This window comes from Pseudoalteromonas sp. (genome assembly GCF_041629635.1).
Lineage (GTDB): Bacteria > Pseudomonadota > Gammaproteobacteria > Enterobacterales > Alteromonadaceae > Pseudoalteromonas.
In genome coordinates this window covers 1-12,572 of sequence record NZ_JBFKMX010000006.1, presented here as the reverse complement: position 1 = coordinate 12,572, position 12,572 = coordinate 1, and the positions used below count along the sequence as shown (strand labels likewise).

Genomic DNA, 12,572 nt, shown 5'->3' with positions numbered 1-12,572 from the left:
GTTACCTCATTTATTAACGCCTATGTCGCCAGACATGCTCTTTTTTGTGAAATGGCATTGCATGAGGAGCAAATTCTTTCATCACTCGACGATACACATCTCGCTTAAATGAGACAACTTGGCGAACAGGGTACCAGTAACTTACCCAGCGCCAATCATCAAACTCAGGGTGATTCGTTTTCGATAAATCAACATCTTCGTCTGGGCAACGCAACTTAAGTAAAAACCACTTTTGCTTCTGCCCTATACACACAGGGCTTGAATCACGGCGGATTAAACGTTTGGGTAGCTTATAACGTAACCAATGCTTTGAACTCGCAATAATTTCCACATCATCAGGTTTTAAACCGACTTCTTCGTTTAATTCACGATACATAGTCTGTTCGGCTGTTTCACCTTGATCAACACCACCTTGTGGAAATTGCCAAGAGTGCTGACCATAACGTCTAGCCCAAAATACCTGTCCCTGATTATTACAAATCACTATTCCAACGTTGGCACGGAACCCTTCGGCATCTATCACCCGCATGTGCCTCTTTTAATTCTTAATATAGCTCGATTGTTCCATAATCCTTACGTAACAGCAAATGAAAAACCAGCATATACTCAGCTTACCCACAAGTTGTGAATAAAATTATAAATAAACGCACATTTCTCAAACAAATCCACAATAGACTGTTATTTTTCATTAGTTCTCCACAGTTTCTGTGGATAACATTGTTTATATTTATGTATTTAGTGCATAAATACATCACAAAACATCAAACACCACACATTAAACACAAAATAAAAACTTAAATTTCAACAACTTAAAAAACAATTTCAGACAAAAAACAGCATCTACAAAAAGCAGCACATTTTCTATACAAGCAATTCGACTTTTAAGGTTATTCAAATAATCAATATTTGATAAACTTAGCTTTTATTTTTAAATGCATTTTTATGAACAAGCCACACGCCCCTACAGACATTCCAGAGTTAATGATGCGAGTTAATGCTATTGCAGGGTTAACACTTGGTGAAATAGCTGAGCAATATGCATTTAAAACTCCTGATAACTTACTTAGAGAGAAAGGTTGGATAGGCCAACTGATTGAATATGTACTTGGCGCGACTGCGGCATCAAAGCCAGAACCTGACTTTCCACATTTAGGTATAGAACTAAAAACTCTACCCATCTCCTATACTGGTAAACCATTAGAAACCACCTATGTTTCAATCACACCTCTCACAAATCTGCATGGTGTGACTTGGCAAAATTCTGTGGTAAAGAAAAAGCTTTCCCATGTTTTATGGTTGCCAATTTTGTCTGAGCGCGATCTTGCACCAACCAATCGCATTATCGGAAATGGTTTTTTATGGAAGCCAAGTCAGCCAGAAGAAGCCTTACTAAAAAAGGATTGGGAAGAACTCACCGAAATGATTGCACTTGGCAATATTGAGCAAGTAAATGGACATTTTGGCCAAGTACTGCAACTTCGCCCAAAAGCAGCAAACAGCAAAGCACTTACCCAAGCTATAGGTCCAAATGGTGGAGAGATTATGACACTACCAAGAGGCTATTATCTTAAAACTGAATTTACACGGCAAATTTTAGCCAAGCAGTTTGGTGGTGGGTAATAACACCAATTTTATTAATCATTTGATCATTCTAGCGAGTTAAATGACCCATAAACTGCGTTTTACAATTCTAAAGTAGAATAACTACATGTCGAATTATAAGCCTTGTATCTGAGCCATTTCTCTGTCGCAATAAATGACCAGCTAATTAATGCAATTGGTATAAGAAGTTTTTAGCATTCAGAGTTTAAGCGGTGAGTGAAAATCTGAAACCTGAAACCTGAAAACTGAAACCTATAAAATAAAAAACCGCTGTAAAAACAGCGGTTTTTTTAGCTACAAATCAAATGTCAATTATTGACCTTTGATTTCGCTACGACCATTGTAAATCGCTTTTTCACCTAACTTTTCTTCGATACGAAGAAGTTGGTTGTACTTAGCAACACGGTCAGAACGACAAAGTGAACCAGTCTTAATTTGACCTGCCGCAGTACCTACTGCTAAATCAGCAATTGTTGCATCTTCAGTTTCACCTGAACGGTGCGAGATAACCGCTGTAAAGCCGGCGTCATGCGCCATTTGAATTGCTTCAAGTGTTTCAGTAAGTGAACCAATTTGGTTGAACTTGATTAAGATTGAGTTACCAATCTTTTCATCAATACCACGCTTTAAGATCTTAGTATTAGTTACGAATAAGTCGTCACCAACTAGCTGTACTTTGTCGCCAATCTTATCTGTTAGTACTTTCCAACCAGCCCAGTCGCTTTCGTCTAAACCGTCTTCAATAGATACAATTGGGTAACGTGCAGAAAGATCCGCTAAGAAATCAGCAAAACCTTCTGAATCAAATACTTTACCTTCACCTTTCAGGTCATACTTGCCATCTGTATAGAATTCAGATGATGCACAGTCTAACGCAAGTGTTACATCTTCATTCATTTTGTAGCCAGCAGCTTCAACTGCTTCAACGATTACAGCAAGCGCTTCTTCATTTGATGATAAGTTAGGTGCAAAACCACCTTCATCACCCACTGCCGTGTTTAGGCCGCGTGCACTTAGTACTTTCTTCAGGCTGTGGAAGATTTCTGCACCCATGCGAAGTGCTTCTTTAAAGTTAGGTGCGCCTACTGGCTGAACCATAAACTCTTGAATATCTACGTTGTTATCTGCGTGCTCACCACCGTTGATGATGTTCATCATAGGCACTGGCATTGAGAACTTACCCGGAGTACCGTTTAATTCTGCAATGTGCTCGAATAACTCTTGGCCTTTGTCTTGTGCTGCTGCTTTTGCATTTGCTAATGAAACAGCTAGAATCGCGTTCGCGCCCAGTTTTTCTTTGTTTTCTGTGCCATCAAGATCAATCATGATGCCATCAATGTCTTTTTGCTGGTGAGAGTTTTTGCCGATTAAAGCGTCAGCGATTGGACCATTGATGAAATTCACCGCATTTAAAACACCTTTACCTAAGTAACGGCTCTTGTCACCATCACGAAGTTCTAATGCTTCGCGGGTACCCGTTGATGCGCCAGATGGTGCACATGCACGACCCCAAATGCCATTTGCTAAATGTACTTCAGCTTCAACAGTTGGGTTACCACGTGAATCCATTACTTCACGACCAATGACTTTTACGATTTCAGACATCTTATATCCTCTTTCCCATAAAGGTTGTTGTGCTAAGCCTGTGAAGGGTTCAAAATCACAAGCAGTTTAAATAAAAAAGCCGCGACACAAGTCACGGCTTAACAATTACTTTTCGTCTTTTTGTTGCGCGAATGCCGCACCCACGAAGCCTTCAAATAAACGATGGCCATCGCGAGGAGTTGAAGTAAACTCCGGGTGGAACTGTGCAGCCACAAACCACGGGTGATTTGGATGCTCAATCATTTCCACCAGCTTCTTATCTTCCGATAAGCCTGAGAAAACAAGACCTGCCTTCTCTAGTTGCTCAACGTAGTGGTTGTTCACTTCGTATCTGTGACGGTGACGTTCGAAAATTTCTGGCGCGCCGTATACTTCACGTGCTTTAGTGCCTTCAACTAAGTGACACTTTTGCGAACCTAGACGCATTGTACCGCCAAGGTCTGACTCTTCAGAACGTTGCTCAACGTTACCTTCTTTATCTAGCCACTCCGTAATTAAACCAATTACTTTATGCTCAGCATCTGCATCAAATTCAGATGAGTTCGCGCCTGCTAGACCTGCAACATTACGTGCAAATTCAATTAACGCAACTTGCATACCTAAACAAATACCTAGGTAAGGCACTTTGTTTTCACGTGCGTATTGTGCAGTCAAAATTTTACCTTCTACACCGCGACCACCAAAGCCGCCCGGCACTAAAATACCGTCAAGACCCGCTAAAACTTCAACACCTTTTGTTTCCACATCTTGTGAGTCAACATATTTAATGTTTACGGTTACACGATTTTTAAGGCCCGCATGCTTTAATGCTTCGTTTACTGATTTGTAGGCATCTGGCAATTCAATGTATTTACCAACCATACCAATGGTAATTTCACCGTTTGGATTAGACTCTTGGTAAAGTACTTGTTCCCACTCAGAAAGATCTGCTTCAGGTCTTTCAATGTAGAAACGACGACATACTAAATCATCAAGACCTTGTGACTTAAGCAGCGCAGGGATTTTATAAATACTGTCTACATCTTTTAATGAGATAACTGCTTTTTCTTCAACGTTAGTGAATAACGCAATCTTTGCACGCTCATTTGCTGGAATTTGACGATCAGAACGACAAATTAGAATATCAGGTTGAATACCAATCGAACGTAACTCTTTTACTGAGTGTTGTGTTGGTTTGGTTTTAACTTCACCTGCGGCACCAAGGAAAGGTACTAGTGTTAAATGCATGTAAAGCGCAGACTCACGACCTAACTCAGTACCTAGTTGACGAAGTGCTTCAAGGAAAGGTTGTGATTCAATATCACCCACCGTGCCGCCTACTTCAACAATTGCAATATCATAACCTTCAGCACCATCAAGTACACGACGTTTGATATCGTTAGTAATATGTGGGATCACCTGAATAGTAGCGCCAAGGAACTCACCACGACGCTCACGACGTAATACGTCTTCAAAAACACGACCTTGCGTAAAGTTATTACGCTTAGTCATTTTAGTGCGAATAAAACGCTCATAGTGACCTAAATCTAGGTCAGTCTCAGCACCGTCTTCGGTAACAAATACTTCACCGTGCTGGATAGGGCTCATAGTGCCAGGATCAACATTAATGTAAGGATCAAGCTTTAGAATCGTAACGTTAAGACCGCGCGCTTCTAAAATAGCAGCTAATGACGCTGCAGCAATACCTTTACCCAAGGAGGAAACAACCCCGCCTGTAACGAAGATAAATTTTGTATTCATGTGAACCCTAAGATGTCAGGAATTAATAGACAATATTGCCGTTAAAGGCAATCAACAAGACGGGAAAACATTATACTAAAAGTTGCCATTTTGCTCAAATGAAATTTACGCTTTCTCAAGCTTTTTCACTCGCTGCCAAACTGCTTCCATTTCTTCAAGGGTTGCTTCTTTCATCGGTTTGGATTTAGAGATTGTTAATTCCACTTGGTTAAAACGGCGAGTAAACTTGTTATTTGCATTGCGCAGCACGTGTTCTGCATTAAAACCAGCATGGCGAATTACATTTACCAACGCAAACAGCAAATCACCAAACTCTTCTGCGAGCTTGTTATCAGGTGCTTTTGTTTCAAGCTCTTCACGTACTTCTTGAAATTCTTCTTCAACTTTATCAAGCGCACCTTTTATAGAGGGCCAATCAAAGCCCACGCTTGCAACACGTTTTTGAATTTTTTGTGCACGCGATAATGCTGGTAATGCATGGGGGATATCGTCAAGAATATTGACCAGCGCTTTTTGCTTACGCTCACCCGCTTTTTGCGCTTCCCAATTTTCTCTCAATTGCTCTTCTGAAAGCACTTCTTCATTAGCAAACACATGCGGATGACGACGCACTAATTTATCGCAAATAGCGGCAACCACATCATCAAAGTTAAATAACTGCTGCTCTTTACCAAGCTGAGCATAAAAGATAATTTGAAACAGTAAATCACCTAACTCATCTTTTAATTCAAGAAATTGCTTATGCTCAATGCATTCAGCCACTTCATAAGCTTCTTCAAGAGTATGCGGCACAATTGACGCAAAGTCTTGCTTTAAATCCCAAGAGCAACCGCCGTCTGGGTCGCGCAGCTTAGACATGATATTTAGCAAAATATCGATATTGTGACTCTGGCTCATTATGTTCTAACCGCTGAAAAAACATCATCCACTTGTGATAACTTAACAAGTAGTTTGTTCATTTGATCAATGTTACTAATTTCGACTTTCATTTCAAAAATAGCAATTTGACGCTCGTTATTAGTTTGCAAATTCATATTCAGTACATTGGTTTTTTCATTGGCAAGTACAGAAGAGATATCACGCATTAACCCTTGGCGGTCGTTTGCCTCAATGCGAATGGTTACCGCGTAGTGTTCGCACACTTCATCAGCCCAACTAACATCTATAAAGCGCTCTGGAAACTGACCACGTAAATGCTCTAATTGCTCACAGTCACTGCGATGTACGGCAATGCCACGTCCTTGGGTGATAAATCCTTGAACACTGTCACCTGGCACAGGCTCACAACACTTGGCAACATGACTCAATAAACTGCCAACACCATCAACAATAATGCCGTTTTTATCACCTTTACGCGGTTTGCTTGATTTACGGAATTTGGGTAACTCGTTCTCTTGCGGCAAATGCTTATTTTGTAAAAAGTTAATCAGTTGGTTAATGCGCACATCGGCCGCACCAACGGCAACTTGTAAGTCTTCAATTGAATTTAAGTTAAAACGCGTTAATGCCGGTTTTAGGTCTTTGGTTTGTAAATTAAGCTTTGCCAGTTCAGTATCAAGTATTTCTTTACCTGCTGCTAAGTTTTTATCTCGGTCTTGCTGCTTAAACCAGTGGTGAATTTTAGAGCGCGCACGCGATGATTTTACGTACCCTAAAGACGGATTTAACCAATCTCGACTTGGGTTCGGCTCTTTTTGCGTCAGAATTTCAACTTGGTCACCAGTGTGAAGCTCATGAGTAAAAGGCACAATTTTGCCAAATACTTTGGCGCCAATGCAGCGGTGGCCTACATTTGAATGAATATAGTAGGCAAAATCAAGTGGTGTTGCCCCTGCAGGTAAATCTAGAATATCGCCGCGCGGTGTAAACACATAAACACGGTCTTCAACCACTTGGTTTTTAAGCTCTTCAGCAAACTCTTCATCGTCAACAACTTCTTCTTGCCATTGCAGTAGCTTTCTCAACCAGCTAATTTTTTGCTCATAGCCCGAATTTTTACCAGGCAGTGAACCTTCTTTATAAAGCCAGTGCGCAGCAACACCAAGCTCTGCATCTTGGTGCATAGCTTCGGTGCGAATTTGTATTTCAACGGTTTTACCTTCTGGGCCAAACACTACCGTATGAATAGATTGATAGCCATTAGCTTTTGGCGTGGCAATGTAATCATCAAATTCTTTATTGAGATGACGCCAGTTGGTGTGCACAATACCTAGTGCACCGTAACAATCTTGCAGTTCGTTAACCACCACACGCATTGCACGAATATCAAAGAGCTGATCAAACTCGTAGTTTTTATTTTGCATCTTTTTGTAGATGCTATAAATGTGTTTTGGACGACCATACACTTCAGCTTCAATACCCGCCTCAGCTAATTTAGCTTTAACCAGCGCCACCATATTGCTCATATAACTTTCACGAGCAATACGCTTATCATCGAGTAATTTAGCAATTTCTTTGTATTTTTCTGGATGAAGATAACGCAGAGAGAGATCTTCAAGCTCCCACTTTAATTGGCCTATACCTAAACGGTTCGCCAGTGGTGCAAAAATATTGTCAGTTTCTTTTGCGGCGACAACACGCTCTTCTTCACTGGCATTTTTTAGCTCACGTAATAAGCACACTTGCTGTGCCAATTTAATCACCACCGCACGTACATCTTCCACCATTGCAAGCAACATGCGGCGAATATTATCGATTTGTGTACTGCCCTTACCTTGGAAGCCTAGTGCACCAAGTGCTGCCATTTGCTTAACACCCGTTAACAACTCAACAACTGATTTTGAAAAGTGCTTAGCTAGATGTTCTTTGTCTAATTTTTTACTCAAATACAAAGGAGTTAAAAATGCTGTTAATAAGGTTTCCGCATCCATATTAAGTTCAGCAAGGATTTCGACAATTTCCTTGCTGGCAGGCAAGCTCGCTTCAAACTCACTTTCTAGCTTTTTTTGCTCACAAAATGCTAGGCAGTAGTCATAGGCTCGTTCAAGCTGTTCTTGCTTCTCATGACTTAATGCAAGCATTTCTAACCAAGCATTAAAGCTCTCTACATTAGAAAGTAAGTGAGATTGCCTAATGGATACCATGTCTATTAATTCTCCTTTTCAAACAGTGCCATCGTTTCAATATGGGACGTATTAGGAAACATATTCATTAATGAAATTTTACTTACTTTAAAGCCCGCGTTAATTAATAGCTTGCTGTCGCGTGCCATCGTTACCGGATCGCATGCAACATAAAGTACGCGAGAAAAACGCTTTAATTTAAGTTGAGTTAGAATATCAAACGCCCCCATACGCGATGGGTCTAGCAATAGTACCGAATACTCGCGATTAAACCAGTCTTGCGTCTTAATATTTTCAGTTAAATCCTGACAATAAAATGCCGCATTGGCCAATTGGTTTTCTTGAGCATTGTGTTTTGCCAGCGCAATAGCTGATGCAACACCTTCCACACCAACCACGTTCTTACACTGTGTTGCGAGCGGTAAAGTAAAGTTACCCACGCCACAAAAAAGGTCTAATACAGTGTCTTCTTTTGTTAGATTAAGCCAGTTAAGTGCTTGCTTAATCATGGTTTTATTTACATCTGCATTTACTTGAATAAAGTTATCAAAGCCAAAAAACAGCTTTAATTGATAATCATCAAGCAGGTAATACGGGGTCTCTTGACTATCAAAAAGCCCTTTATCGCTATTGAGTACCAACTGCCATTGATGTTCGAGGCACATGGTTTGTAGTTGCTTAATATCACTGTCTTTAAGGGCTTTAGTATGACGTACGATTAAATAATTACCGCTTTCAACCGAACATAACTGTAAATGTGAAATCGAATCACCTCCTTTTAATTGAGGTAATATCGACCTTACCGAACTGAAAACAGCTTGCCACGGCTTAAGCAAAACATCGCACTGTGAAATATTGATTATTTTTTTTGATTGTTTTTGACGATAACCAACTAAAAATTGATCTTTTTGCTTGTCGTAAATAACCGCAATACGACCGCTGCGCCGATAATGAACGGGCTCACTCGTTAACGGTTTTTGCCATGGTAAATTAGATACTTCAGTAAATTTCTCGAAGAGCTTGTTCACAGCAGTTTGCTTTTCTTGCACTTGTTGCTCGGCGTCTAAATGCTGTAATTGGCAGCCGCCACATTGTTCATAATGCTGGCAAAAAGGCGTTACTCGAAAAGCGCTTGGTTCAAGTACTTTTACCGTTTGGAATTTTTCAAACTTACTTTTATTAGAAAGCTGTTTGGCTAATACGGTTTCGCCAGTTAATGCCCCTTCAACAAACACCACTTTTTTATTATGACGGGTAACCCCTAACCCCTCGTGATTCATTGAATCTATAGTAAATATTTGTTTCTCTTGTGAAAGCTGCTTTTTCTGTGGTTTAAAAAACCTTGCCACTGCTATTAACCCTATAAATTGTTTGCCTAATACCGCGTTAGTCTTTAACCTTACCTATTAAGTGTCATAATAAATTATTATAACAATTGCACCCGATGAGTAGATTTGGTTTAAGAGATTGGATAATACTATTAACTTTAGTACCCACTTTAGCGGTTGGTATTATCCTTGGCAGTTATTTTACCTTAACTCGCTACCAAGAGCTTAATGATTTTCTTACAGAACAAGGTCAAACCATTTCTACACCTTTGGCAAAAGCCATTGAGCATGCACTTAATGAAAACAATGTTGCCGACCTGAAAAGTGTCATTAGTGACACGCACAATCAACATGCACCCTTAATAAAATCTATTGTTTTGTTTAATGCAAACCATCAACTGATTTTAACCAGTAACTACTACCCTGAAATTGAGCAATTTAAATTTGAAAGCGGCAATGCTCTACCCTCGCAACTGCACATTAAGCAACTAGAACACAGCATTTTATTCTCACTGCCTATATTTGATAAAAAAGCGCTCTCGACAGACCCCCTGTTAATCTCTCAGGATTTGCCGGTAATAGCCTATGTAAATGTTGAAATAAGCACTGATCGCGCTGTAATCGCAAAACAAAGGGCAATGTTATTTAGCATTATTATAATTAGCCTCGCCATTGCCACCGCTTTGATCATTGCATTTCGTTTTTCTAGTAGGTTAAGCGACCCTATCAAAAAATTAGTTTTTGCAGTAGATCAACTTAAAAGTGGTCAACTTGAGACCAATTTACCGCAAAGTATGACAGGTGAATTTGATATTTTACGTCGCGGTTTAAACAATATTGCCGAAAATATGGTTTCGCAAAAGGACGAAATGCAACGCCATATCGATCAAGCAATTAGCGATTATCGTGAGACGTTAGAGCAGTACGAAACGCAAAACATCAAATTAAATTTTGCAAAACGTGAAGCGCAACGAGCCAATCAAGTAAAATCGGACTTTCTTGCGAAAATGAGCCACGAACTGAGAACCCCGCTCAATGGTGTAATAGGGTTTACTCGTCAACTTTCAAAAACGCCACTCAATAAACACCAAAAAGATTATTTAGATACCATTGAATTTTCAGCCAAAAGCTTACTCACTATCATCAGTGATATCTTAGATTTTTCAAAACTTGAAGCGGGGGCAATGGAACTTGAACACATTCATTTCCAACTGCGAGATACCATTAATGAAGCACTTACCCTATTAGCACCTAACGCCCACGACAAGCAAATTGAATTGTCTCTTTATGTATCAGAAGGTATTTCAGACCATGTGATTGGCGACCCGACACGCTTTAAGCAAATTCTGATTAACCTAGTTAGTAATGCTATCAAGTTTACAGATCATGGCAGCGTCACTATCGATGTCACAGGGCGAATGATAGACGACTACAAACAAACGCTACTTATTTCCGTAAAAGATACTGGGATTGGTATTGATTCCGATAAACAGGATTCACTGTTTTTAGCGTTTGGACAAGCCGATTCAAGTATTACCCGCAAATTTGGTGGTACAGGGCTAGGCTTAATTATTACCAAACACCTAGTTGAAGCGATGGGTGGCAAAATTTCATTAAATTCAGCCATCGGCAAAGGCAGTTGTTTCACTTTTAACACCGTACTTGAAGTACCTAAACATCAATATGCGATTGATTTACCCCTTGTGCCTATTGAGCAAAAACGTATTTTATTCTATGAGCCATTTGAGCACAGCTTTGAAGCAGGTTGTGAATTATTTGAAAGCTGGCAATTGAATGTTACCCCCTGCGCCACGCTTGGCGAACTTGAACAAGCACATAATCAGACGTTTAATTTTGATATTGGTTTACTGGCCATCAATATTGACCCCAACGACCTGCAATCATGTCGCGATATAATTAAACGCACACGTGAGAAATGCGATTATTTATATGTATTAGTAAATACCATTTCACACAGTTACCGTGAAGTTGTGATTAATGCCGGTGCGGATGCCTGCTTGTCTAAACCTATGAACCATCGCAAGCTTTGTCATACATTGGCAGCTCCCTACCGCCTCGATCACCCAACGATTAGTACACCGACGAACAATGCTGAAAAACTGCCACTAAAAGCCTTAGTGGTTGATGATAATGATGCGAACTTACGTCTTATGTGTGCACTGTTACAAGATAAAATCGAGAGTTTTGACACTGCTCATAATGGCGCACAAGCTGTTAGCCTTGCAAAAAGCCGTAAGTACGACGTGATATTACTCGATATTCAAATGCCAATTATGGATGGCGTTACTGCGTGCAAGCTGATTTTAGAATCATCCCTCAATGAGCAAACCCCAATAATTGCGGTTACCGCGCATGCCCTTGCTAGTGAAAAAGAGTCGCTGTTAAGCAATGGCTTCACTAGCTATTTAACTAAACCTATCGATGAAGAAATATTAATGAAAACCATCGCTGAATTTGGTTCAAAAGATTATCAACCAAAAGTACAGCCAGCTAAACTTATCAGTAGTGAGCCACCATTTGAAAGTACAATGATTGACTGGCAGCTGGCTTTACAACGTGCTGGCGGAAAAGAAGATCTTGCCAATGAAATGCTCAGTATGCTGTTATTGAGCATCCCTGAGACTCAAAAGTTAATTAGTGAAGCATTCGGCGATAAGAATTGTAAAGAATTACTGAGCATTATTCACAAATTTCATGGTGCTTGCTGTTACACCGGTGTGCCAAAAATCAAAAACCTAGCAGAAACCATCGAAATCGCATTAAAACAAGGCCAATCACACAAAGACATTGAACCTGAAATATTTGATTTACAGGATTGCTTATCGAGTTTAATGCATGATGCAGGCGCAATTAAGAGTGTGGAGTAAGGTTTTCCTTTTTACCTGCATTTAAAATTACGAGAGGTTATTCTGAACTAAACCTATGGTTAAAAAAGATAAAATTTCTTTAATATTATTAGATAGCAAAGCAATAACGATTATCGAAATGATCGGTGGAGGCAAGCATCATGGATGAATTATCAAAACCAAATAGTTAATTCAAATGTCGCAAAAGTGCCAACAACTGTCATTCGTAGACATAATGACTCCCACACGGTGCTAGCCTCCGCATTTTCGTGGGTTAGCTTAAAGCCAGAGCCATAATTAGTTTGTTAAATAACTAAATAGCAGAGGCTAGCATGACTAAACATAACATACTTTTCATTGGCTTAGAT

General features: G+C 39.9%; 8 protein-coding genes. 2 read left to right on the top strand and 6 right to left on the bottom strand.

The features are described 5' to 3' along the window. Positions 1–13: 13 nt before the first annotated feature. Positions 14–523, bottom strand: a complete 510-nt coding sequence (gene rppH, locus ABYD77_RS01605; protein WP_372766455.1) for an RNA pyrophosphohydrolase — start codon at positions 521–523, stop codon at positions 14–16. 419 nt (positions 524–942) lie between these two features. Between rppH and mutH the strand changes: the two genes are divergently transcribed. Continuing rightward, positions 943–1,620, top strand: a complete 678-nt coding sequence (gene mutH, locus ABYD77_RS01600) for a DNA mismatch repair endonuclease MutH (protein WP_372766357.1) — start codon at positions 943–945, stop codon at positions 1,618–1,620. A gap of 294 nt (positions 1,621–1,914) precedes the next feature. Here mutH and eno read toward each other — a convergent pair whose 3' ends face one another. From eno to rlmD, 5 genes are all read right to left on the bottom strand, one after another. Next, the gene (eno, locus tag ABYD77_RS01595; protein WP_372766355.1) at positions 1,915–3,207 is read right to left on the bottom strand and encodes a phosphopyruvate hydratase; all 1,293 of its coding nucleotides are present in this window, start codon (positions 3,205–3,207) and stop codon (positions 1,915–1,917) included. A 105-nt stretch (positions 3,208–3,312) separates the two neighbouring features. After that, positions 3,313–4,947, bottom strand: a complete 1,635-nt coding sequence (locus ABYD77_RS01590) for a CTP synthase (protein WP_372766353.1) — start codon at positions 4,945–4,947, stop codon at positions 3,313–3,315. Positions 4,948–5,052: 105 nt separating this feature from the next. Further along, entirely contained in the window at positions 5,053–5,844 is a 792-nt protein-coding gene (mazG, locus tag ABYD77_RS01585) for a nucleoside triphosphate pyrophosphohydrolase (RefSeq protein WP_372766351.1), read from the bottom strand. Further along, complete coding sequence (relA, locus tag ABYD77_RS01580) at positions 5,844–8,030, bottom strand: GTP diphosphokinase (RefSeq protein ID WP_372766349.1); 2,187 nt, start codon at positions 8,028–8,030, stop codon at positions 5,844–5,846. The genes mazG and relA overlap by 1 nt, the downstream gene beginning before the upstream one ends. Before the next feature lie 5 nt (positions 8,031–8,035). Continuing rightward, complete coding sequence (gene rlmD / locus ABYD77_RS01575) at positions 8,036–9,358, bottom strand: 23S rRNA (uracil(1939)-C(5))-methyltransferase RlmD (RefSeq protein ID WP_372766347.1); 1,323 nt, start codon at positions 9,356–9,358, stop codon at positions 8,036–8,038. Between the two features lie 95 nt (positions 9,359–9,453). Between rlmD and barA the strand changes: the two genes are divergently transcribed. Further along, the gene (gene barA / locus ABYD77_RS01570) at positions 9,454–12,225 is read left to right on the top strand and encodes a two-component sensor histidine kinase BarA (protein WP_372766345.1); all 2,772 of its coding nucleotides are present in this window, start codon (positions 9,454–9,456) and stop codon (positions 12,223–12,225) included. Positions 12,226–12,572: the final 347 nt, after the last annotated feature.

Coding starts and splice junctions, on each gene's coding strand:
- mutH (WP_372766357.1), top strand. CDS start 943: ATGAACAAGCCACACGCCCCTACAGACATTCCAGAGTTAATGATGCGA.
- eno (WP_372766355.1), bottom strand. CDS start 3,207: ATGTCTGAAATCGTAAAAGTCATTGGTCGTGAAGTAATGGATTCACGT.
- ABYD77_RS01590 (WP_372766353.1), bottom strand. CDS start 4,947: ATGAATACAAAATTTATCTTCGTTACAGGCGGGGTTGTTTCCTCCTTG.
- mazG (WP_372766351.1), bottom strand. CDS start 5,844: ATGAGCCAGAGTCACAATATCGATATTTTGCTAAATATCATGTCTAAG.
- relA (WP_372766349.1), bottom strand. CDS start 8,030: ATGGTATCCATTAGGCAATCTCACTTACTTTCTAATGTAGAGAGCTTT.
- barA (WP_372766345.1), top strand. CDS start 9,454: ATGAGTAGATTTGGTTTAAGAGATTGGATAATACTATTAACTTTAGTA.